General features: G+C 43.2%; 22 protein-coding genes. All 22 read right to left on the bottom strand.

Annotated elements, in window-relative coordinates:
- Window positions 1-32: 32 nt before the first annotated feature.
- Window positions 33-1,121: a glycosyltransferase family 4 protein gene (locus ACTXGJ_RS09320; protein WP_443565743.1), complete on the bottom strand. Its 1,089-nt coding sequence runs from the start codon at window positions 1,119-1,121 to the stop codon at window positions 33-35.
- Window positions 1,108-2,310, bottom strand: a complete 1,203-nt coding sequence (locus ACTXGJ_RS09315; protein ID WP_443565742.1) for a glycosyltransferase — start codon at window positions 2,308-2,310, stop codon at window positions 1,108-1,110. Before ACTXGJ_RS09315 ends, ACTXGJ_RS09320 begins: the two co-directional genes overlap by 14 nt.
- Window positions 2,303-3,412 (bottom strand): glycosyltransferase, encoded by a 1,110-nt coding sequence (locus ACTXGJ_RS09310; RefSeq protein WP_443565741.1) that lies wholly within the window; start codon window positions 3,410-3,412, stop codon window positions 2,303-2,305. The genes ACTXGJ_RS09315 and ACTXGJ_RS09310 overlap by 8 nt, the downstream gene beginning before the upstream one ends.
- Window positions 3,405-4,073: a formyltransferase family protein gene (locus tag ACTXGJ_RS09305; RefSeq protein WP_443565740.1), complete on the bottom strand. Its 669-nt coding sequence runs from the start codon at window positions 4,071-4,073 to the stop codon at window positions 3,405-3,407. The genes ACTXGJ_RS09310 and ACTXGJ_RS09305 overlap by 8 nt, the downstream gene beginning before the upstream one ends.
- A 146-nt stretch (window positions 4,074-4,219) precedes the next feature.
- Window positions 4,220-5,068 carry a polysaccharide deacetylase family protein gene (locus ACTXGJ_RS09300; RefSeq protein WP_439243596.1) on the bottom strand — a complete coding sequence of 283 codons (849 nt, stop codon included), beginning with the start codon at window positions 5,066-5,068 and terminating at the stop codon, window positions 4,220-4,222.
- Window positions 5,069-5,302: 234 nt separating this feature from the next.
- On the bottom strand, window positions 5,303-6,202 hold the full coding sequence (locus ACTXGJ_RS09295) for a glycosyltransferase family 52 (protein WP_443565739.1): 900 nt from the start codon (window positions 6,200-6,202) through the stop codon (window positions 5,303-5,305).
- An 88-nt stretch (window positions 6,203-6,290) separates the two neighbouring features.
- Entirely contained in the window at window positions 6,291-7,361 is a 1,071-nt protein-coding gene (gene pseI / locus ACTXGJ_RS09290) for a pseudaminic acid synthase (protein WP_443565738.1), read from the bottom strand.
- On the bottom strand, window positions 7,351-7,998 hold the full coding sequence (locus ACTXGJ_RS09285; protein ID WP_439243606.1) for a formyltransferase family protein: 648 nt from the start codon (window positions 7,996-7,998) through the stop codon (window positions 7,351-7,353). The genes pseI and ACTXGJ_RS09285 overlap by 11 nt, the downstream gene beginning before the upstream one ends.
- Before the next feature lie 16 nt (window positions 7,999-8,014).
- The gene (gene pseG, locus ACTXGJ_RS09280) at window positions 8,015-9,145 is read right to left on the bottom strand and encodes a UDP-2,4-diacetamido-2,4,6-trideoxy-beta-L-altropyranose hydrolase (protein ID WP_443565737.1); all 1,131 of its coding nucleotides are present in this window, start codon (window positions 9,143-9,145) and stop codon (window positions 8,015-8,017) included.
- A complete protein-coding gene (locus tag ACTXGJ_RS09275; RefSeq protein ID WP_439243611.1) occupies window positions 9,142-9,846 on the bottom strand; it encodes an acylneuraminate cytidylyltransferase family protein in 705 nt (234 codons plus the stop codon). Before ACTXGJ_RS09275 ends, pseG begins: the two co-directional genes overlap by 4 nt.
- Entirely contained in the window at window positions 9,840-10,595 is a 756-nt protein-coding gene (locus ACTXGJ_RS09270; RefSeq protein WP_439243613.1) for an SDR family oxidoreductase, read from the bottom strand. Before ACTXGJ_RS09270 ends, ACTXGJ_RS09275 begins: the two co-directional genes overlap by 7 nt.
- Window positions 10,592-11,491, bottom strand: a complete 900-nt coding sequence (locus tag ACTXGJ_RS09265; RefSeq protein WP_443565736.1) for a Gfo/Idh/MocA family oxidoreductase — start codon at window positions 11,489-11,491, stop codon at window positions 10,592-10,594. Before ACTXGJ_RS09265 ends, ACTXGJ_RS09270 begins: the two co-directional genes overlap by 4 nt.
- Window positions 11,488-12,372, bottom strand: a complete 885-nt coding sequence (locus tag ACTXGJ_RS09260; RefSeq protein ID WP_443565735.1) for an aldo/keto reductase — start codon at window positions 12,370-12,372, stop codon at window positions 11,488-11,490. Before ACTXGJ_RS09260 ends, ACTXGJ_RS09265 begins: the two co-directional genes overlap by 4 nt.
- Entirely contained in the window at window positions 12,365-13,534 is a 1,170-nt protein-coding gene (pseC, locus tag ACTXGJ_RS09255; RefSeq protein ID WP_443565733.1) for a UDP-4-amino-4,6-dideoxy-N-acetyl-beta-L-altrosamine transaminase, read from the bottom strand. The genes ACTXGJ_RS09260 and pseC overlap by 8 nt, the downstream gene beginning before the upstream one ends.
- Window positions 13,535-14,533, bottom strand: coding sequence for a UDP-N-acetylglucosamine 4,6-dehydratase (inverting) (gene pseB, locus ACTXGJ_RS09250; protein WP_443565732.1), 999 nt, complete (start codon window positions 14,531-14,533; stop codon window positions 13,535-13,537).
- Window positions 14,534-14,743: 210 nt separating this feature from the next.
- A complete protein-coding gene (locus ACTXGJ_RS09245) occupies window positions 14,744-16,042 on the bottom strand; it encodes a DUF4910 domain-containing protein (protein WP_443565731.1) in 1,299 nt (432 codons plus the stop codon).
- 345 nt (window positions 16,043-16,387) lie between these two features.
- Window positions 16,388-17,476 carry a glycosyltransferase gene (locus tag ACTXGJ_RS09240; RefSeq protein ID WP_443565729.1) on the bottom strand — a complete coding sequence of 363 codons (1,089 nt, stop codon included), beginning with the start codon at window positions 17,474-17,476 and terminating at the stop codon, window positions 16,388-16,390.
- 53 nt (window positions 17,477-17,529) lie between these two features.
- On the bottom strand, window positions 17,530-18,516 hold the full coding sequence (locus tag ACTXGJ_RS09235) for a phosphoribosyltransferase family protein (RefSeq protein ID WP_443565728.1): 987 nt from the start codon (window positions 18,514-18,516) through the stop codon (window positions 17,530-17,532).
- Window positions 18,517-18,695: 179 nt separating this feature from the next.
- Window positions 18,696-19,727 (bottom strand): glycosyltransferase family 2 protein, encoded by a 1,032-nt coding sequence (locus ACTXGJ_RS09230; protein WP_443565727.1) that lies wholly within the window; start codon window positions 19,725-19,727, stop codon window positions 18,696-18,698.
- A 61-nt stretch (window positions 19,728-19,788) separates the two neighbouring features.
- Window positions 19,789-20,340: a GNAT family N-acetyltransferase gene (locus tag ACTXGJ_RS09225; RefSeq protein ID WP_439257443.1), complete on the bottom strand. Its 552-nt coding sequence runs from the start codon at window positions 20,338-20,340 to the stop codon at window positions 19,789-19,791.
- 58 nt (window positions 20,341-20,398) lie between these two features.
- On the bottom strand, window positions 20,399-21,592 hold the full coding sequence (locus ACTXGJ_RS09220) for an ATP-grasp domain-containing protein (RefSeq protein WP_443565726.1): 1,194 nt from the start codon (window positions 21,590-21,592) through the stop codon (window positions 20,399-20,401).
- Window positions 21,589-22,659: a DegT/DnrJ/EryC1/StrS family aminotransferase gene (locus ACTXGJ_RS09215; RefSeq protein ID WP_443565724.1), complete on the bottom strand. Its 1,071-nt coding sequence runs from the start codon at window positions 22,657-22,659 to the stop codon at window positions 21,589-21,591. Before ACTXGJ_RS09215 ends, ACTXGJ_RS09220 begins: the two co-directional genes overlap by 4 nt.
- Between the last annotated feature and the right edge of the window lie 8 nt (window positions 22,660-22,667).

Raw genomic sequence — 22,667 nt, 5'->3', positions numbered from 1 at the left:
CAGACTAACCATGATTGAAGCGGCGCTCTATATCATCTATGAGATACGAGTTTAAAAACATCTGCTAATAATGGCGCCTGCACCTGTAAAGAGTAAAAGTCTCTCACTGATTTCTTGCCGGCATCGCCGAGTAATTGTCGCCTTTCTTTAGAGTGTAATAATTTATACAATGCCCTATCCCACTGCTCTAAGCTATTGGCTAGATAACCACACTCACAGCTAGTGATGATATCTACATTGACCCCAACAGGGCTAGCCACTACTGGCTTGGCGCAGGCCATATATTGAAGGAGTTTATAACCACACTTCCCTCTCTCCCACGGACCGTCTATCAATGGCATAATCCCAATATCAAATTGCTCAATATAGCTTGCCTCTGTGCTCTCACTCCAAGAGAGTATCTCAACCTCTAGCCCATCAAGCTTATCTTGCATTTGCTGAGTAGAGCCGACCAGATGTATCTTAAAGTTGACTTTCTTTTGTAGCTCTAAAAACATCTCTTTTAACTCTAAAACGTATTTTTCAGTGGTTGGCGAGCCAATCCAACCGATAATAGGGACTTCGTTATCAGTCTCTATAGCTTGATAGCGGCGGTTATCGAGCACCGTTGGGATAATGACCACCTTCTTGCTTGCTGAGCTGGCGGCACGCTCTGCAAGATAAGCGTTCCCCGCGATAACTGTAGCGGCATTATGCATAACCTTACTAATTTTATTCGATAATAAAAGCCTGACCATCTTATGGTTCGAGAGGTCATAATTATGAAAAACAGCATCATCATAATCGACGACATAGGGCTTTCCTAACTTAGCGATGAGAGCCTCTGCCCAAGCTGGTAGATAAGGAAAAAGCTCTTTTTCTATCCAAATAACATCATATCTTTTGAGTGTAAATAGCTTATACAGCCTAGCTAAGTAGCACTGCAATACTTTGGCGGTAGAGCGACCCTTGCCAGCATACAACTGATGTAAATAGTCACTGTCATAAAGTGGAAAGACATCAACCGTTATTTTTTTATCTTCTAAAAAGGGTAAATACTGCATAGAACGTAAGCGACTACTAGCGCCCATACGCGTATGCCTAGAGAATAAAGCCACTTTGAGTACTTTATCTTTTTTCATGAGAGGTTATCCCCCTATAGATTTGACGATAGCGCTCAGCGCCTTTATCCGCAGAGAAATAATCATCGGCAGCATCTCTGCAGCGTTGACTTAACTGGTTATCTTGGTAAAGGATGTCCAACTTCTCTAACGCTTCATCAATAGCGCGTTGACTGCCGTCCTCTATAACGACACCGACTTGATACCTCTCGATAAGGCTTGCCATATCTCCTACGCCCCGATTACCAATGACCGGAATACCGCAAGCCAAAAACTCTCCTAGGCGGGTTGGCGCTGACCCTAACTTACTAATGCCTGCGGTAAAATATAGTAACCCCGCTTTGATATCGGCAATATTTTTTGCAATATCATTCGGGCTTGAGCTGAAAACTTCTAATTTTGAGGGCTCGATCTCATACTTTTTCGCCATTGTCCGTAGCGTTTGCGCTGAATCTCGGGTCACAATCTTAAAAGTTGCACTCTTATCTTTTTGCAATTGCGTTTTTAGCGATGAAAACAGCCAGTCTAAGTGATACCAGCCACTGATGACCGTGCCCATAGTGCCCAGTTTTTTATTCTCCATCGCTATGGTAGATAACTTAAATCTCTCCAGATCAACACAAGTGGTAATGACAGAGAACTTCTGAGTCCTTAATTGCGGCTGTTGTTGTTGCAAATAATCAACCGCCGCTTCGGTAAGGCTGACCACATGCGCGGCATCTTTGAGGAGCTTGGTCTCCAACCATGCCAGTACTTTATGGACCACGCTATGACGAACTAGCCGGCCGGCCTCTATCATCTCCTCAAGCCACAAAGCGCGCATATCAAAAATAAAAGGCACTTGGGTTTGTTTACCCACCACCCAAGCTGCTATCGCTGGTATATAACTACGGCAATGGATATAGTGCGCGCGATTAGAGCGCGAAAACTGCCAAGTGTAATAAAGCAGAGCCGATAAATCCCATAGCGTCGCTAATAACCTAGGCTTGTGATGATAGGTTTTAGGCTGCCAGTGAATGCCATAGTGCTCACACTCTGTTTTTAGCGCTTGCAGCTCATCAGTCTTTGCTAGATCCGAAGCCTTTTCAAAGCTGATGATAGTGAATTGATATTCATCAGCGAGACGTGACAGATAAGCCAATATCTGCGAGCGACCTAAAGGCTCAAGTAAGCCCGTATAAGAGAGATAAAGCACTTTTATTTTAGACATAGTTGTTTATCCCCTCAGGAAACATGACGTCTAAATATTGATTGGCTATTTTTTCTAGCGAGAAGTCAGCGGCTCGGTTCTTTAGTACTTGTCCATCATGAGATTGCTGTAAGGATTCAAGCATGGCTTTTGCTAACGCGTCAACGTCGTCAACAGGTACTAACGTTCCGTATTTTCCGTCTGCAAGAATTTCTCTCGGACCAGACTGACAATCGGTAGAAACCACAGGAACACCGGCAGTCATAGCTTCTACTATGACATTGCCAAATCCTTCACAATTAGACGATAAAACAAATAGATCTGCTCGTATATACTCAGCAGCGACATCTTTTTTAAAACCAACCAAAGTCACATAGTCTTGTAAACCTAGCCCTGCAATCAACTCCTCTAACTGACTTCTTAGCTCTCCATCGCCGACTATGACTAGCTCAGCATCGATGTTCTCTAAAAGCTTAGCAAAGGCTTTAATCAGTAAAGCTTGATTTTTTTGCCATTTAAGTGAGCCGACATTAATAACTCTACAACGTTGTTTAATAGTGTTTTCTGCTGCCTTGTCTTCTATAGGCATATCAATCGGATTATGAATCACATTAAACTTAGTGTTAGCAAGCCCTGCCAACTGCTTGATATCTGCTGCCACCCCATTAGAAACTGCCAAGCGTACGTCAGCTAAAGGGTAGACCCACTTAATAGTTTGCGCTAATATCTTCTTTCTATGCTTACTATATTCAGCAGTTGAAAGCGACAAAGTAGTGTGGTCGCTGACTACCACGCGCCCCCTACATCTTGACAGTCGAAATGCAATAGTGGCTATCACGGTTAAAGGCCACATAACCGCAATAAGTATCTCAGGATCATTGTTTCTTAAGTATGACAAAAGAGGCGTAAACGACCCTCTTATTTTTTTACTATTGATATCAATGACACGAACCCTTTCATCCAAAGTATCCAATAGTTCACCTTGCTTTTGAATAAGGATCACATCGACTGCAAAGCCCCGCTGAATAAACGCAGTTGATAAACTCACAAACACCTTCTCAGCTCCACCGCCGTCGAGGTTTGGCAAAAATATGGCTATTTTTCTTTTGCATTTATCACTCACTTTTGCGGTCTCCTATAGTGATAACGTCAAGACCTTGAATATCATTTAGCTTATTGACTCTATAATGAAGCAAGTAGTTGGCATAAGCGCTAGCTGCCTTCGCTGCTGTCCATTGTTTGCTATAAAACACCCGACCGCTATCAATGTCATCTTGCTTAACATTAGGTAAGTCCTCATTGCGCGTAAAGCTTGCAATCGCTTGCAGCAACAGATCATGGCCGTGGGTCATCACCTTTTGATGTAACTCTAGTAAGCTCTCATTACCGAGTAGCAAAGTTCTTTCAGTACATATCAAATTACCGCTATCTATGCCTTCATCTAGCCACATAATGGTATTGCCTATCAGCTGAAACTCTTTGTTTGCTAAGCACCAGTTGGTACAATTAGGACCGCCTTTGACATAAGGAGAGAGACCGGTATGCAGATTCATTATTTTGCCACTAAGAGCAATGTTTTTTATCAGCTCAGCGCCTAGTAGGTTGGTTCCTGAGACGACGACTAACTCAGGTTTGGTTGCTGCTACTAAGTCTACAACGGCCTGCGCATTGACATTATCAACCACTAAACGTTTAACCGAGCTCAGGGCGCTGAGATCTTGTTGAAAGCTCGCCTGCATTTTTCGCCAGGCAATAGCGAGCGGCAAAGACAGTATTTTTTTCATTCCTTGAGATAGAAGACGACTTCTTATAGCCTTTTTTGCAGTGCTTTTTTTATTCACAATGACTACTGCATCTAAAGCAAATTTACGATTTATGCGTTCACATAAATACTTATGATTAGGCTGATCGCCTATGAGCGCTATAATTTTCATGTGATTAAAGCCCTCCTACCAAAGGATTTATACTTCGCTTCATCCATAGTATGAGCATCAAAGGTAAACCGATTGAACACCCCGCTCTTGCTGGTACTATATTTATCCCCTACCAGTAATATATGATCAACCCCTTGCCCTTTTGCCTGATGTACTTGCTGCTGTGTCGCACTACCATTGGGAAAGGCGTAAATATTACAATCAAGCAATAGCTCCTCTAAAAAATACGCCTTACACCTTTTTATATCCTCTAAAAAGTATGCTTCATGCTGATGCTCCATCGACAGATGCTCATAAGAGTGAGCGCCGATTTCATGTACAGCTGAGATCTCTAAGATGTCTTTTTTGCTCATGGCTGATGCACATAGAAACTCCGGATAATTCAACAAAAAATCTAGTAGTATTTCTCTTTGCGGGATAAACTGCGCCGCTGGCAGATATTTAATCGCAAAAGATGCTTTTCGGCCTACCTCATGTCTATCGCCATCGGTAGCTATTTCTAAAGGTATTTTCTTTAGTAGCTCAGTAGGCGCTTTACCAATGAAGTCTTGCAGTAGCACATTGACAGGAGGCAAGCCCGTTTCAATACAATAAGGAATGACATTTTGATTAACACGTATCTTATGCTTATCTAGTACTGGCACTGCATACTCTATAAAGTCTTTATAGCCATCATCAAACGAGAGGATAAGCTTAGGTTTACGGGTTTGTATCTGTTCAAAGTCAGCAAACAAGCAAATATGAAACTCTGTTTTTAAATAGTTAATAAGCTCGTCAAATAGCGCTGGCGCTAACGCATTATAGGTACTGCCGTTATTAGGAGAGACTCTATGAAGATTCAGCACCGTAACCACCTCGTTGCTCACTAGTCTTTTTTTTCTAGCGCGCAATCTAGCCGTCGTTGTCAATGTACGAAATGCGAGGGTCTTGAGCGAGTAACTTTTCATTGCTTAAATCTCTCTCGTTATTTATTAAATTCACTTACCCTTATATACTTTATACCACAAAAAACGTGCGGATATTTTATACAGGCTTTGGGATAATTAATAATTCGGGATGATTATTCACTAGCTATTGAGCTAATCATCACCCAGCAAGTCAATGAAATTAATATCCTTATGACCTCTTAATGAATATGCAGCAGTGGTATCGTAGTGATAGACAGTTAATCCGTCTTTGCTAACGCACTGCATATAGTTTAAAACCGCCTCTGCTGGACTATTAAGCCTAATGACTTTTGCGTGGTTTAACCAAAGCTTTTCGCGCGGGTGCATAATGTACAAATCAGTGCTCGCCATTAGCTCTACTGCTTTTTGTCTTAACTTCGTTTGCTGGCATTCACTAAAGTCTTGAAAGGCGGTGCCTAAAAGGATAGCGCTAACCTGTGCTGGCAGCTTATCTAAATCTCTTTGATCTAATAGTTTGCTCCAATCCCACTGCAGAGTCATTACTCTATCTTTTTCGACAATGTTTTCTAAATCAGCGAATACTGTGTAGTGGCGCTTACTCCTAGTTCTTAAGTACTTAGCGCCGCCCTTAGGAAATAATAGTTTAGAAAGCAGCCCTTTAAGACCTGGTCTAGCCAAAGGCGTCTCGCAAAAATACTTTGATGTTTTTAAAACATTATAGGAGCCATCATCAAAAGTATTAATCTGAGCAAAAGGAAATAATTTAGCGGCAAGGGCAAAGGTAAAACTATCAACACCGGCCAAAAAAACCTTCCCTTTTGTCAAAGACGCTATCATCTGCATCAAAATATATTTAGCAACGTTCTTCAAAAACTTATCATTAGCAAATACATCTATACTAAAAACCGCATTTTTTTTAATTTTATCGTAGGTCGCATAAACTTCAGGCGCATCTTCGTTTTTATGATCAAAATAACAAATGACTAAAATATAAGAGCTTACTTTTTCAACACTGAGAATCTCTTCTATAATCAGAGATTGCAGTCTGGTTCTTACCATAAAAATATTCATCTTAATCGCCCCTTATGTCACCATCTGCTAAGCTTAATAATTCTGCTGATCTCGGCTACTAATATGAGATATGTATATTTATTATTGACTACATCTCAGACTCGAATAGCCCCGCTATACTATCGCTAGTCACCGCGGTATTCGCCTCGACGTTTTGTTTAAGCCTTCTTCCTATAATCTCATGCAGATATTTCGGCGCTAAGCCAAAACCTGGGCGTACGCTACGGACAGAGTCCTCAGTTATGATGTCGCCTTCATCTAGGTCTTTTATAAAATACAGTGAGCGCCGAAACTTGGTATTGGTTTTTTCACTGGCTTTTCGGCTGTAATTTACCTGCCCAAGCGCTTGCCAAGCGGTTTTGCTATCACGGCATAATTGATTCAAACCTGCAGGCTCCAGCGAAAAGCTATCATCAGGACCACCGCCATGACGATCGAGGGTGAAGTGCTTTTCGATGATAGAGGCGCCAAGGGCAATGCTAGTAATCGCTGTGGTGTTATCCAAAGTGTGATCAGACAGACCTGTGACCAGCCCAAAGCGCTCAATCATGTCTGCTAGGGTACGCAGGTTGTAATCTGCCGCAGGCGCAGGATAACCGCTGACGCAGTGCAAAATAGCAAGCTGCTTACAGCCGCCGACACGCGCCGCCTCTATCGCTTCTGCTATCTCTTCGGCATTAGCCATACCCGTAGACATGATCATCGGTTTGCCCGTACCCGCGACATATTTGATCAGAGCTAAGTCAACGACTTCAAAAGAGGCTATCTTATAAGCAGGAGCGCCTAGATCCTCTAGCAGATCGACTGCAGTATTATCAAAAGGTGAACTGAAGATAGTTATACCAATCTTACGAGCATAATCAAAAAGCGGCTTATGCCAGTCCCAAGGGGTATGAGCCCATTCGTACAAATCATATAAAGTGCGCCCGGCCCACAGCCCCTCAGTGATCTGAAAATCCGGTAGGTTTGACTTTAAAGTAATAGTATCCGGTCTATAGGTTTGTATTTTTACCGCGTCGGCGCCGGCGCGTTTGGCCGCCTCAATAATACGCAAAGCCACCTCAAGCTGGCCATTATGGTTGGCTGACATCTCGGCGATGATATAAGGCGCTTGCCGACGGCCTATCACCCGACCATTGATATGGATATTACTCATCATTTGCCTTCTCCAAAGTCATCTTATATCGCTGCCCATATAGGTCGATGTATGCCGGAAAGCGCTCAGGATCACAGACTCGTATCTTATCGAACTGGCTTGCTATACTCTTAAAAGGATCAATTACACTATCTGCTGGAGTACGCTTTGGATAATAGGTCGGCGCTATATTTGGGTCTTGCGGCTTAGCTAAGACACTATTAAAGTGATCAATAGCAAAATTAATCAGCTCAATCTCCTTTGTAAATAGCTGCTCGTTTATCTCGTTCCATAGTGCATGTTTGGGAACTTGAAACTTTAGCTTCTGCCATATTTTGCCGCTATCGACCTTGTCAGCAGCTTCTAATAGGCTCAAAGTGAGCTGCTCTTCTCCCTCTAAGATGCTCCAGATATGAGGGCTCCACCCTCTGCCTTTTGGTAAGTCGCTAGCATGCAGTACTAAACAGCTGGTATAAGCCATGCGCTCTTGGCTAGTGATAATCTCTGTACAGGAGAACAAAAATAACAAGTCACCGCCGGACAGATCCTGTTTCTGATGTACTAGCTCTATCTCATGCTGACTGTTATTCTCTTGCATCCAAGCGTATAGATAGACATTGATAGGATGTCTTGAGTCACTGCATAGGAAACTGACTCTCATAGTCTCTCCTTTATACCTAAAACAAAACCCTTGCGAGACGTGATGCTCCCAATCCATCAGTAATGCTACTAGCCACCCTACCCATCTCGCTCATCTTAGCTACAACTGACGCTATACAATGCCCAAGTGCTGAGGGCTCAGCCTCTAGTACTGCTAAATCAAAGCGCTGTGCAGCGCTTACCTCCTCTAAAGCGTCAGCAATAACTCGTTGATTATCTGCTAGTACTAACATAATCGTCGGCAGTCCGAGACAGCACCTCTCCCATGAGGTCGACCCTGCCGCGCCGATAGCCAAATCACTATTGGCCATGAGCTCAGCCATGTTATCTACTGCTACCTTCACCACCGTAGGCCACGGCATGATTGCGGCTTGTTGCTTTACCGCTGCAATCGATGGCGATGTCGAACCCATAACTACAGTAATGGTGCAATAATCAGGTAGCGCTTTTATTTGCAACGCTTTTAAGACTTTACTAGTGATATTGTCTTTATCGACGCCGCCTAAATTAATCAAAATACTTGTAAGCTTATTATGCTGTCGCCGCTCTAAGCTATATTCTCGCCACTTAGCAAACTCAGGTCTGAGTAAGGCATACATAGACCCGCAGAGTACCTGACACTCTGCGGGAATCAAGGCGGCATAGTCTTGTAGATTGCGGCCAAAATTTTGGTCAAGTAATACCTCGCAAGCGTGCTCTCGGTCTGCCAGATCATCGACAACCATCAGCTTTTTGCAAAAAGGGTGCAGTTTTTTCTCCCATCTCGCATCTAAAGCGTAGTGATCAACGATGAGCCAATCAGGTTGTAGCGCCTCTACTATCGAGCGACTAAGCTCAGCATCTCGGTATTGCGAGCTTGCTAACCAGTGACTATGAGTGAGTGTAGGAGCAAGAGATGACCGGTCTTGTGACTCAATAGTTAAGCTATCTTCCAAAGGCAACGCATACACGGGATAACCCTGCTGCCGTAAAACCTCGATTAAATTACCCTCATGCTGACGGCAGATAAAAAAGCATTGAGCTCCTTGACGAGCGAGCTCATCCGCTAATGTTAGGCAGCGCATTGCATGGCCAGAGCCTATTTGGATAGAAGCGTCACAGCGGAACCCAACTTTGTAGCCTTGCTCTTTAATAGTGCGTGTAGTCATAGCGAGTACTCACTGGCTAGTACTAATGCCTGTGCCATCTTTAAGTCATCATAATCGTCTATATCTATGGCGCTTTTTTGGGACATCGGCTCAAAGGTATGATGGGGTGAATAGAAGGTTTTATGAGTCAGCAAAGCTTGCACTGTCGATATCCATACTGCGCCCGTCGGACAGTAAAGCTTTGGTAAGTCTTGCGAGCGCTGCGTCAATGCTTCAGAAAAAATCTGTGCAGGTCTACCGATTTCATCAATAGTTGCCGCCCACCATGGATTCATCCAGCCATATTCAAAGCAGCTGATCTGCGCGCTACGCTGCTCAGTCTCAAATACCGAAACCAAGCTTTTTATATCTTCGCTGGTGCGCAGTGGACAGTTGGCCATTAATTGCACTACCATTTGGTACTCTTCTTGCCAATGAGCCATAGCTTGCCGTAAAGCAAGAATAGTGGCTTCGCTGACGCTAGCATAATCATCGGCGCAGCCTGTTCTGAAAAAAGGTACTTCAGCACCAGCAATTCTGGACACCTCAGCTATCAGCGAGTCATCTGTAGATACTAGAATGCGATCAAACAACTCTGAATCCTGCGCCGCTTTAATCGTCCACACAATCATTGGCTGACCATGAAAATCAGTGATGTTTTTCTGCGGGATTCGTTTTGAGCCGCCGCGAGCCGGAATAATAGCAATTCTAGGTTTTACCATAAGGTCCACCCGCCATCAGCTTGGATAGTTTGCCCATTAATCGCCTTACAGTGTGCTGAAATTAAGAAATCTAAAGGTCCTATAATTTCTGATTCAGATAGCATGCGGCCACTGGGAGTAAGCTTCCCATATCTGGCTTCAAAGCTCTCATCAACACGTCCGCTGACCCCGCCATAGGCGATACAATTGACCCTTATGTCTGCTTCCGAATAGCGTACCGCTAGCTCCTTGGTTAGATGTATCAAGGCCGCTTTAGCAACCCCGTATTGAATAGGCGACTGTTTTGGATAGTCTTTGTATAAAGCGGGATTGGCAGCGACGATACCGTATTGCGAACCTATGTTAGTGATTGTGACAAGCTCGCTTGGCTGAATATTGAACAGCGCCATTGACAGCTCATAAGGCACCACCACATCTAGCAAGTACTCGGCCAAAAAGTCTTCGCGGCTGGTCTGACCTGATGAGTCGGTCTGCAAAAATGAGCGACTACGCGCATTATTAACTAAGTGATTGACGCGATATCCGTCATCTTTAATGCGCTGAACCAACTCTAGTACTGCTTGCGGTTGAGTGAAATCTACTATGAGCGAAATCAGACGACTGTCATCAGCCAGCTCTTTTATTAAACTATCGGCATTATTTTGAGAAGTAGTGGTAAATAACACCTGCCAGCCTTTATTGGCAAAATGCTTAACAAATTGCCGACCAAACTTACCGGTACCGCCCGTGATTAAGATTGACGTTGTCATTGGCAACCTCTCTCAAGCAGTTTCACCACTGTGGTATTGAATGCTCTATCTGACATTACCTTGTTGTCTAAGATACCTTGTATAAAAGCTTGCAAAGCGCTTTTAAAAGCTGAGAATGAGTCGGTAAAGGTAAAGTCTTGCCAAGTATTAGTACCAAATACTCTAATAAATATTGGGGTTTGCACCTCACCCAGCGCAAAAAAGCTAGTCTGTATACCACTGCTCCAAGAAACCTTTAGACTACCTGAGCTATCACCTCTATTGGTAATAGGAACCGTCATCTCGATTGGCTCGTCTCCCTTGGACAGCATATTTAGTACCGGCTCAATGATATGAACGGCATATTTAGACCAAGACTTTGGGGTAAAGGCGGCAATCTGTTTGATATCCCCTAGGTTTTGCCTGTCTGCTGCGCTCAGTGCTAACTGCTCGCTATATCTAAGCGCTGAACAGGTAAAAATCTGCCCTGGGTATTTCTCTAAAGCGTAAAGCTGATTTAACCCATCAATAGATAAAGCTATGGGCTTGTCGATATAAATAGGTAGGCCTGCCGCTAAGAAGGGTTTAGCAATTCGTAAATGATTGTGAGCATCATCACGTGCCAAAAGAATGGCATCAACTTGTCCGATCATATCAGTGTAGCAAGACATGACTTGCTCGATTCTGGCCGCTTTGGCAATATGCTTAGAGAGCGCTATATCTTGTGTCCATACTGCAGTGACTTTAGCGCTACTAATTTGACTCGCAGGCCAGTCCTGTTGCTGCAAATAGCGCGGTATAACAGGATAGCCACACTCTTCCATTGCCATGATGTCATAACCATTAAAAATAGCACTCCACGAATAAGGATGGCCGTTACCCTCAGAGGATCCTATGACGCCTAATCTTAAAGTCATAGCAGCCACCTCGATGGGTTAAGTAAATCCTCATCTGTGCAGTATAAACGCTCAGGAATGGCTATCTTAGGCAGACTACTGGCGGTAATAATCTGTTGCAGCTGATGAGCGTTGTCCACCCCAACTATAACTTTATCGATAGCCACTTGCTGAGTCAGATAGCTCAGGCAGGCTTGTAATGCAGAGAGGTTTTGTTCGGCCAACCAGTCGTGATAGGCCTTAATAAGTGGCAACCATGGCGTAAAATATACTGGAATCTTAGCGCTTGGCATCAGTAACAGACCTTGCAAAAAAGCCGATCTGCTATGAATGGCAACGCCTGCTTTTTTGAGTTGACTAAGCATGTCCGTGTGCTCCATTCGCCTATCAAATAGGCTTACAGGCGCTTGCACCACATCAAAATCAAAGCTTTTTAGCAGCTGAAACAGCTCATTAGGACTATAGATAGAAACGCCAATATGATCGACTAACCCTTGTTCTTTAAGTCTCAAGAGCGACCGATATAGCGCTTCTCCGACTGGTTCAAGCAGCTGGGCTGGCCGGTGCAGTAATAAACCATGTAATTTGCTAGCCTGTAAGCGCTTTAATGAAACGCGCACTTGCGCTCCTACCCACTTCTCTATATTTAGACAATCATGCGGCACCTCAGGTAGCTTGCTGACTAGATTGAATGTCGTCAGATTTTGCTGCCCTAACACTGCTTCACTATCACCATAACTAATGGCGGTATCAAGCATAGTGATATCAGCGGCGCGGGCAATATCTATTATTTCTTTAACCGTAGCGCTTGAGGCTTTACCGGTCATATTAGCAACACCGTAGGGCAGGCCGAATTGCGCGGTTCCTAGGGCAAGCTTGTGACTGGGCGCTAAGCTATGCATCCTCTCCCCCCAGTATGGCTTTGAGTACCGAGCAAACCTGGTCTTGCTGCTTCTCAGTCAGCGCCGGATACATAGGTAGGCTCATCGCTTCTTTATAGTAGCGCTCAGCTTGCGGAAACTGACCGGCCGTAAAGCCCCTCTGTTGATAATAAGGCTGCCTATGTACAGGAATATAGTGCAAATTGACCATAATGCCGGCAGCGCGCATGGCATTGAAAGCAGCAAGATGGCTAGTAGTATGGTTTTCTAAAGGTATGCGAATGACATATAAGTGCATAGCAGAATAACTGTCTGAATGTTGCCATGGCAATATAATCGGTAGGTTTTGGAGTCGTTTATCATAACGCTCTGCAAGCTGATGACGTTTGTTAACAAACTCTGCTAGCCGCTGCAGCTGCGATAAGCCAAGAGCCGCTTGCAGCTCTGTCATGCGGTAGTTGAAGCCCAGATCAATTTGCTCATAATACCAAGGGCCATCCATAGCCTGCGTCATTAGCGGCTCATCGCGAGTAATACCGTGGCTACGTAGCAAGCGCAGTTTTTCTGCTAGGCCTGCGCAATTGGTCACTGCAGCCCCGCCCTCAGCGCTAGTGACTATCTTGACAGGATGAAAACTAAAGATGGTAATATCGCTATAGCGACCATTACCAATAGGCGCATCTTGATATCTACCGCCGATCGCATGTGAGGCATCTTCAATGACGCTGAAACCATACTTTGTTGCCAGCTTAGCTATCGCTTGCATATCGCAAGGTTGACCACTGAAATGGACAGGAATCACTATTTTAGGTAACTTACTCACTTTTTTTGCGGCGATTAGCTTTTTTTCTAATGCCTCTGCACAAAGGTTATAGGTGCGCGGGTCGATATCTACGAAGTCCACTTTAGCGCCGCAATACAGTCCGCAATTAGCCGTCGCCACAAAGGTATTTGGCGTTGTCCACAGCCAGTCCCCTTGACCCAAACCTAATGCTAGGCAAGCTAGATGTAAAGCAGAGGTTGCGCTGTTTACCGCGACCGCATATCGCGCATCACAAGCTTCGGTAATGGCTTGCTCAAATGCGGGAACCTGAGGCCCTTGGGTCAAAAAATCTGACTGTAGCGCCTCAACCACGGCATCGATATCCTGCTGACTGATAGTATGGCGACCATAAGGAATCATTTATATACTCCCTATTTTTTCACGGTTGATTTCCATCCATCCTTGCAGCTCATCATCAGTCATCCATTCTGGATTGCTATCACTGGTGTAAACGAAACCTTGCGAGACTTTTTTGCCATCTTTGATACGTTTTGGACAGGAGGCCCAATTATTAATCATGGGTAAGATTTTGAAATGTTCAGGGTACTCGTAGGTGTAGCAAGCATCTTCACTACTAATCATCTGCTCATGCAGCTTCTCACCTGGACGGATACCTATTATTTGCTGCTTAGCCTCTGGAGCGACCACTCGAGCTAAGTCTGCCACTTTCATCGAAGGTATTTTTTTGACGTAAATCTCGCCACCGACCATATCCTCAAACGCGTGCCATACTAACCTCACCCCATCCTCTAACGAGATCATAAAACGCGTCATACGAGGATCGGTAATCGGCACTACACCTGTGTCTTTAATCGACATAAAAAATGGAATTACTGAACCACGAGAGCCCATGACATTACCGTAGCGAACTATTGAAAACTTGGTACCATGCTCCGCAGAACCGCAATTGCCAGCGACGAACAGCTTATCTGATACCAGCTTAGTCGCGCCATACAGGTTAATCGGGCTACTGGCTTTATCAGTAGATAGCGCTACTACGCCTTTGACCGTTTTATCGATACAAGCATCAATGAGGTTCATGGCGCCATGAATATTGGTTTTTACACATTCAAAGGGATGGTATTCTGAGGTAGGGACAATCTTAGTAGCCGCAGCGTGTACGACATAATCGACAGTATCTAAAGCGCGGTATAGTCGCTCCTTATCACGGACGTCGCCAATATAAAAGCGCACTCGCTCATCATCTTTAAAATTTTTGGCCATCTCCCACTGCTTCATCTCGTCCCGTGAAAAGATAATTATTTTTTTTGGATTATACTTTTCAAGGGTCATCCTGACGAAGGTATTACCAAAAGATCCTGTACCGCCAGTTATAAGAATGGTGCTATTACTCAACATGTAAAATCCCTCTACTAGTTGCAAGCTCGATAATGCACTATTTGACGTTTGTTTATTAAAATCCCTTTAACAAAACTATAACACATATATATGTTAAATAAAGAATATATAAATGACAAAAATAAAATAACTGAAATCATTATTAACTGTAGCTAGTTTTGAATACTAAAGACAACTGAATACCTTGAGCTGTGGACTTTGCGCAAGTACTTAGTGAATACTTTTTAGTAATTGCTCAGCTTTTAATTGATTTATAATATCGTTGAGCTCCCACAGTGGTACCTTTATCTTTTCTGCTATCTCCAAGTTACTACTGACCCCATCACAATAAGCCAGAAAGTCCATCATATTCTGTACTACTTTGCCTCCCTCTTTAGTGCCGATAGTAGGGTATAGACCGCGCTTACCGAGTTGAGGCTCACCCAGTACTGTCGAGGTTAGAGTCTCATTGGCCTCAAGGCATTGGATAGCTTTTTTTAGTACCTGATAGCTACCAAGTAAGCCATTAGCGGTTACCAATTCTAAATCATCTAAGGAGGTATGATACTCAGGATAGCAGCCATACTTGCTTCTCATAATAGAGCAGACAGGTAGATCTATCCCGCTACTACAGTACTGCCGCTCATCACTGCCCCTGTCTAAAAACGAATAACTCATATAATCAGGATAGGTATGGGCTAGAACATGCTTGGCGACTTGATCGGCTAACGTATCGCCGGTTCTTGAAGGTAAGTATGAATAAGTCCTATCATCACCTACGCAGGTAATATTGAAGCCCGCGATGATGTTCTTTTTCATTTCTTGATAATGGCGGCTGAGGTACGTAATAGAACCGATGGTTTCAGGGATGATGATAATGCGGTAGGTATATTTTCTAGAGGGTAAGCTTAACAACCATTTGGTTAAGAAGGCGGTGACAACTGGACCTGATAATTCATTATTGGCCATCGAAGGATGGCATAAATAACTGGACAAAAACACTTCTTGCTCTGTGTCACCTGCTATGACCAACTCACCATAAGTAAGGCTGCCCGCTGTTAACTCACTATCGATATACACTTGATAAGTGCCAGGTTCAAGCGTCTCTCTTTGCTGCTCGGTGAGACAAAAACCCCAGCGCTCTTGATAGTATGAGGTAATATAAGGGATAGCATCGGGCTGATTGGGTAATGAGTACAAATGGTTTTGCAGCATCTCAAGCGAGATCTCTTGATTCACTGGCGTGGAATAACCAACAACATGCAGATTGGAGGCTTTAAAATCGCAAATCTTTTCACCATCGGGAGTCAGAATATAAGCATCCCTAATGTTCCACTCTTTGGGCACTTCCCAATCGAAGCACTGAGTACCTGTGGCGACTTCAAAAAACTGCAAGTTATCCAGTTGCATATCGTTTTTTATTATCGCTAAAGACTCACGAAAGCCATCACCCGTTATACTGCGACATATAGGAAACAGCTTTTCGCAAAGCTCATGCATGCTGACGCCTGTATCTATAACAGCTTCCATATGTCATCCTTGCTAGCTGTAGTAATCACTACCCTAATAATACTGTACAAGTAATATTACATAAGCAACGCTGCATTAAAATATAATCACCCAATAAGTTTTTTAGATAGCCACCTTATTGATTAAAAGCCTATCAATCACAAATTTTTGCTTCGCAAATGATACTGTACCGTGTAATTATTGTACTCTTTATATCCATAATATTACATATTATTGAGTTTATAGCTACTACTGATTCGATTGAATCTTAATTTGAATAGCAGTATTTTTGTTATTTACCCGTAATTACAGGCAAAAATTGATAAAATTTAGCTTTCTAGAGAATATTTTGTATTGAGCTTTCATTTAGCCGCTATCAGGAAACATAACGGCCAAATACTGAGCGGAGATTTTGGCTACTGAAAAGTCAGCGGCATGACGCTTTAGCGCTTCATGGTCGTGCTCTTGTTCTAATGATGCAAGCATAGCGTCAGCTAAAGCCTTAACATCCCCCACGGGTACTAACGTGCCGTATTTCCCCTCTTCAAGAATCTCTCTAGGACCAGATTCGCAGTCGGTGGCGACAATGGGAGTTCCCGCCTCCATAGCCTCGACGATGACATTGCCAAAACCTTCGTAGTTGGATGACAGGACGAATAGATCAGCATGAATATAGTAGGCAGAAGGGTCATTGACGAATCCGGTTAAAACAACATCTTGTTGTAAGTTGAGCGACTCAATCAATACCTCATATTCATCCCTTAATTCCCCATCACCTACGATATAAAGCTTAGCTTTTACTTGTTTTCTGACTAGCGCAAAGGCTTTAATTAGTAGCGCATGGTTCTTAACTTTTTTAAAACGTCCTACCGCTATGATAGCTAGTCCATCACCGACCGCAAAGGGACTTTTGACTTGAAAGTTACTTAGCTCTATTTTTGAGGCGGGATTATAGATAACCTTGATCGACTCTAAAGGTAGTGAGGATAATAAAGCGATGTCTTTGGCTACGCCTTTTGAAACAGCGACCACCTCATTACTCAGCCGATAAGAGAGCGCCATACTTGCTCTGAGACCCAAGTCATGCCATTTACCTTTAGGCTGATATTGAGCTGACAAAATAGCATGATCGCTGATCACACAAATAGTCTTTTGTAGACTCAGTTTAGTTGCCAGTGCAGCAACAACCGTCAACGGCCACATCGCCGCCAAAATAACCTGTGGTTTTTCTTGGCGAATATAACGCATTAAGCTAGGAAGCAGCCTTCTATATCTAGTTATGTTGAGCACAGTTACTCGAATATCTTTAGGAATAAGCTCAAGTAACCCGCCTCTTTTCGATAGCAGTAGAAACTCGACATCGTATTGAGACCGCCACTCTTTAGCTAAGATCAGGCGCATTTTTTCAACACCGCCCTCGCGCATATCAGGAAGAAGTATCGTTATTTTTTTCAAAATAGCTCCGTATCATTGAATTGCGCCTATAGCACTAGCATTCACTTAAGTCATTAGTTTCGCGTTAGCAATGTAGTATAAATCGGCTTGATGATTCTTTTTAGTGAGACAGGCAGCTTGATAGCGATTGAATGTTCCCACTGTTTTAACAAGCTCGTTGGCGACTTAATCAAGGCTCGGCTTATATTGGGAGCGTACATCTGATTATTATCCGTACAGAAAACGGGCTTGCCTGTGGCGGTCATAATCGCCAAGGCTTGTGTAGGCGCACTTTCTACAAAAAGATCGAGCCCGGACTTTTTATAGTAGGCAGCCTTATGTTCGGCATGTAAGCCCAGCTTTTGACGTTCTTTTTTGCTAGGTAGATCTAGCATTATTAGCTCATCGTATTGTATGTTATGGGCATTGAGCCATTGCTCAGTCTGCGGGCGATATTTCTCCAGCCTACTAGTAACTAAAGCTTTTATCTTGGTGCTGGGTATATGGAGTGGTTTGGCATTCAACATAAAATGGATATAGTTGTCGCCATCATCGTTTTCGTCTTCTGTAGGGTCAATACACAGTACGCCATCTATATCTAAGCAAGCGTTTTTCATCAGCCTTGCATGAAAAATATTCCACTCAAAGACTCGCGGCCTTTTGACATACTCTAAATAGATGTCGATATCAGGCTTGTTTTTTTTATCTGAATAAATGGCACAGGTAGTGATACTTTCTTTAATATTGTTTGGAATTCTGGCTAATGCTAGCTGCATGGCTTTACCGGTTACGATACTATCGTCTACCAATAAAATCTTTTGAGCATCCATAGCAAAAACGAGAGGCATTTTGGTATTCCTGGATACTCCGGAAGTTAGCTTCTCGTTATTGATAAATGAATCTAGGCTGGTAACGTGAACGTTTAAATAAAGTCCTATCATATATGCCGGTATCATGCCGCTACGAGGAATACCGACAATCAGATCATAGTCTTCATTATTTAATTTGAATAAGTTGTTATTGATATCAATGGAGAGGTCTGCAAAAGATTTATAATTCATAGCTTTTCTCGCAAATTTTCAATGTTATTTCTTTTAAATTCGATTAATGCCCTGATACATATAACAAATAGTTAACATAAGTATGCTATAGCGTTTACTTATTGTAAAGAATTATATTCTTTACTTCGAATATAATTCTGATCTGATTCTAGATCTAGCTGATAGGCGCACTTAGCGCTTTAGAACCTAATTCTTAATAGGCCTAAGAACAGTCTTATGTCTGTTCTTTGTAGACGCCTTATAGGTTTAAAAGAAGCAAACCAGTTTTCTCTGGATTTTTCAAAATCCCCTTGCTGCAGATATCTATTGGCTAAATTAAGATGTATAGCCGTCGCTTTATGATGAACATACTGGCTATCAGGAGCCTGCAAATAGGCTTCTAGTTCTTTTAAACTGACCAGCATTTTCTCGCTTTTTTTAAAGAACTTCTCATCATCACTGACTACCCTATTTGTCCAAGAACCTCTACTACCAAGGCGATATACGCTACAAGCCTCTGGTAAATAATGCACGCCGCCAATAGCTGTCATGGCCTCTAAAAAAAAGTCGCCAATGGGAACCCTATCAAAGAACTCCGGCATCACTGCCACTTTTTCTCTAGCGATGACCATAGAAGCGGTCGGACAGAACTGCCCAGCTGTGGTATAAACTAACTTTGAGGGCAGCACGGTCTCAGATTCTCCGTGGCTAGTAGAGATCTCAGTGATTTGATTATCCATACAGATATAGGCACGGTGAATAGACAAAAAGATTTTAGGGTTTGTGCGTAAGAATAAGACTTGCCGGTTGAGCTTATCGCGACAAGTCCAAAAATCATCGCCTTCACATAAAGCGATATAGTCCCCTTGCGCTCTTGGAAAATTAAAAGTCGGACTGATTTTTATACCCTTGGAATACTGATTTTCAGTTTGATAAATAGGTTTTATGATATGGGGATATCTTTGCTCATAGTCGCGAATAATATCTGCAGTATTATCTCTCGACGCATCATCATGAATTAACACCTCGAAGGGGTAGTCCGTTTTTTGCATCAAAAACCCGTTCAAAGCATCTCGAATATAGGGCTCATGATTATAGGTAATACAGACAACAGACACTAAAGGCACGGTATAGCTCTCTTGCCAATGAGCCATTATTTCTGCCTCTGATTTAGGTTCAGGAGGTGATAAATTTATGTCCTTAATCTGTGAGCTATCTACGTTAGTATTCACTTTATAACCCTTGTGATAAATGCTGCAACTAGCCTTTAGCGTAATCAAACCTATAATCTACTTACTGGTATATTTTAATCACTTCATCGTAATCTTCTCGAATTACGGACATCAAAGCCAAATCTTGTGACTGGCCTTGTTTAAACACCGCTTTTCTCATGACTCCTTCTGTTTTATAGCCACACTTTTCTAGTACTCGTATCGATGCTTGATTACTCAGTAAAACACGCGACTCTACTCTCTCTAAGCCTAAATCGTAAAAGGCGTGATACAAAAGGAGTAACGTAGCATGAGTGCCAAATCCTTTGCCCCAGTAGGCTTTGTTGCCAATGAGCTTGCCTGAGTTGGCGGTTCGATTAAAAAAATCGATATTACTGAGGTATATGTTACCGATATAGTCCTCTGTGAGCACATCGCAGATAGCTAGCTTCAACTGCGCCGGCAAGTCGCCCGCTTGCTGCACCCAATTCTTCTCAAACTCACTTGAGACAAAATAACGCCGGCCGACTACCATATCCCAAATCTCTGGATCTTGCCTCCATGCGATAGAGGTCTGGTAATCCTCTAACTCTAAAGCTCTTAGATAAACCTTCATATTCTTTAGCATCATCATCCCCCTGTCAGCTCGATTTGGTTATTAAGCGTTGTCGCTAACCTCTGATTCTCTGTGGTTACGCATATAACACTTTGACTAAACCGGCTATTTCATCCATTTGCTGGTCTCTTGACTCAACCGTTGGAAAAGCTAACAGTAAAACCCCAATCGAGGTATGCGAGCCGCAATACTGCTGTACAGCTTCGCCTTTTTCCTTAAATAGCTTTTTATAAAAGATATAAGGCTCTAGAGAGGAATCAATGTTTATACCGGCAAAAATGCCGTCTGTTTGCGCATGCAGAACATAGTAAGCACCGATCTTGCGCTGAGTTTGCTGACAAGCCTCATTGTGCATTACCTGTTGTCCAAGGCTTGTTTTGAGCACCGCGTCGACATAATCAAACCCAGTTAAGCGCTGCTGCAGCAAAGGTACAAAGTTGCCGCCGTTTCTAGCGCCTACTTCGATCAGGTACAGCTCGTTGTCACGGTTGAGCCGAGCTTCAACATTAATAGGGCCATTGAGATACCCAGTATGAGCTGCTAGCTGCTCTAGCTGTCTTTTTAATTGCTGGTGAATATCAGCATGCACTGTCGGCCACCGAGTTGAGATAGGAATGAAGCTATCACTTTGGGTATAAAAGTACTGATCCCCAAAATAGCCCGCTATCAGTTTACCGTCTTGCAAAAAGCCATCGCCATGAACTTGCGGACCCTCTAGATACTCTTCAATGATGCATCTATGGCTGCGCGAGAAGCTCAACGCGTACTTGATACACTCTACAATATTGCTTTGAGTGCCCGTACTTAACCTGACGCCTTTGCTACCCGAGCTGTCAACAGGCTTGACGATATACGGTTTCTTATCGTGTAGCCCAAGTGGGATAGAAGCTGACTCAGTCAGATAAAAACTTGGTGTTTTTAGACCCGCTTGTTTTAACACTTGCCGAAACAAGCTTTTATGCGAAAAACTCTCGGCTGCTCGGGCGCTAATACCAGGTAAGCCTAAATGCTCGACGACATAGCCTATAGTAGGAATAGCCGGATCTGATGCAAAGGTAGCAATACTATCAATTTTATGATCGATAGCCACTTGCAGTACCGCATCTTTGTCAGTGGTACTGACATTGAGGTATTTATCTGCGAGAGCATGGCCTGGATTATCAGGGAGATAATCGCATGTGATCACATACAAGCCTAGCTGTTTCGCCGCTTGAATCAAAGGGACCTGAAACTCTGAGCCGCCTAAGATCAGTATTGTTTTGGCTGTCATGACTTAATACACACAATGATTTTATCTTGCTGTTGTTTTGTTAGGCCGGTAAATAACGGTAGGCAAAGAATTCGGCTGGCAATGTCTCTTGAATGTTTGCAGACTTGCTTATCATCAAGATAGTCTAAAGTGTCCAAACTAGGATAGAAGTAGCGTCTCGGAAAGATATGGTTTTTTTTCAGTTTAGCCTCCACTCTTAATAACTCTGCTTCTGAGTTAAAGAGTATGGGTGCATAAGCGTGGTTGTTGTTGCTGTTTTTATGCCAGCGCTGAAAGGATAGTGTTTTTTGGGTCAAAGCTTGTTGATAGAGACGCCACACTTTAGCCCTGCTATCTTTAATGAGCTCTATCTCATCTAATACACATAACCCCATCGCCGCCTCAAACTCGTTCATCTTGGCGTTGATACCCATAGCGTTGATTTGGGTGGCACTAGCGATACCGAAGTTCATCATCAGTCTTATCTTGCCCGCCAGCTCATCATCATTAGTGATGATGGCCCCACCTTCAGTGCTGTGAAATAGCTTAGTGGCATGAAAGCTTAAGGTACTGATATCGCCATAACTTAACACGCTTTCACCTTTATACTGGGTATCGAACGCATGGGCGCCATCATAGATCACCTTTAGATTGTGCTGTTGGGCGATGTCTTGTATCTGCTCTACCTCACAAGGGTTGCCAAAGACGTGTACAGGGACAAGGGCGCTAGTGTTTTTGCTGATTTTAGCCGTAATCTTAGTGCTATCTATATTAAAAGTAGCAGGATCAATATCGACAAAAACAGGCTTCAACCCCTCCCACACTAAGCTGCTAGTAGTCGCAACAAAACTAAAAGGTGTGGTGATGACCTCGCCTTTTAGCTCCAATGCCTTATAGGCCAGCTGCAAAGCCAGCGTCCCATTGGCTACTACTATCAAGTGCTTGACACCCAAATAATTCTGCAAACGATTTTCTAGCTCTTTTACCAGACGCCCATTATTGGTCAGCCAGCCACGACGAAAAATACCTTCTACGTAGTCTTGATAGTTGTCTTTATTGGGCAAATAAGCTTTCGTGACGGGTATCATGATATTCT

This window comes from Psychrobacter sp. 1Y11, from assembly GCF_052259045.1.
GTDB lineage: Bacteria > Pseudomonadota > Gammaproteobacteria > Pseudomonadales > Moraxellaceae > Psychrobacter.
Note: the sequence above shows the minus strand (reverse complement) of the source record. Positions and strands in the feature narration are given on the sequence as shown.

Coding starts and splice junctions, on each gene's coding strand:
- ACTXGJ_RS09270 (WP_439243613.1), bottom strand. CDS start 10,595: ATGACAACGTCAATCTTAATCACGGGCGGTACCGGTAAGTTTGGTCGG.
- ACTXGJ_RS09305 (WP_443565740.1), bottom strand. CDS start 4,073: ATGAAAAAAATACTGTCTTTGCCGCTCGCTATTGCCTGGCGAAAAATG.
- ACTXGJ_RS09245 (WP_443565731.1), bottom strand. CDS start 16,042: ATGGAAGCTGTTATAGATACAGGCGTCAGCATGCATGAGCTTTGCGAA.
- ACTXGJ_RS09220 (WP_443565726.1), bottom strand. CDS start 21,592: ATGACAGCCAAAACAATACTGATCTTAGGCGGCTCAGAGTTTCAGGTC.
- ACTXGJ_RS09285 (WP_439243606.1), bottom strand. CDS start 7,998: ATGAGAGTCAGTTTCCTATGCAGTGACTCAAGACATCCTATCAATGTC.
- ACTXGJ_RS09275 (WP_439243611.1), bottom strand. CDS start 9,846: ATGGTAAAACCTAGAATTGCTATTATTCCGGCTCGCGGCGGCTCAAAA.
- ACTXGJ_RS09215 (WP_443565724.1), bottom strand. CDS start 22,659: ATGATACCCGTCACGAAAGCTTATTTGCCCAATAAAGACAACTATCAA.
- ACTXGJ_RS09265 (WP_443565736.1), bottom strand. CDS start 11,491: ATGACTTTAAGATTAGGCGTCATAGGATCCTCTGAGGGTAACGGCCAT.
- pseG (WP_443565737.1), bottom strand. CDS start 9,145: ATGACTACACGCACTATTAAAGAGCAAGGCTACAAAGTTGGGTTCCGC.
- ACTXGJ_RS09235 (WP_443565728.1), bottom strand. CDS start 18,516: ATGAATTATAAATCTTTTGCAGACCTCTCCATTGATATCAATAACAAC.
- pseI (WP_443565738.1), bottom strand. CDS start 7,361: ATGATGAGTAATATCCATATCAATGGTCGGGTGATAGGCCGTCGGCAA.
- pseC (WP_443565733.1), bottom strand. CDS start 13,534: ATGATTCCTTATGGTCGCCATACTATCAGTCAGCAGGATATCGATGCC.
- ACTXGJ_RS09295 (WP_443565739.1), bottom strand. CDS start 6,202: ATGAATATTTTTATGGTAAGAACCAGACTGCAATCTCTGATTATAGAA.
- ACTXGJ_RS09260 (WP_443565735.1), bottom strand. CDS start 12,372: ATGCATAGCTTAGCGCCCAGTCACAAGCTTGCCCTAGGAACCGCGCAA.
- pseB (WP_443565732.1), bottom strand. CDS start 14,533: ATGTTGAGTAATAGCACCATTCTTATAACTGGCGGTACAGGATCTTTT.
- ACTXGJ_RS09315 (WP_443565742.1), bottom strand. CDS start 2,310: ATGTCTAAAATAAAAGTGCTTTATCTCTCTTATACGGGCTTACTTGAG.
- ACTXGJ_RS09225 (WP_439257443.1), bottom strand. CDS start 20,340: ATGATGATGCTAAAGAATATGAAGGTTTATCTAAGAGCTTTAGAGTTA.
- ACTXGJ_RS09320 (WP_443565743.1), bottom strand. CDS start 1,121: ATGAAAAAAGATAAAGTACTCAAAGTGGCTTTATTCTCTAGGCATACG.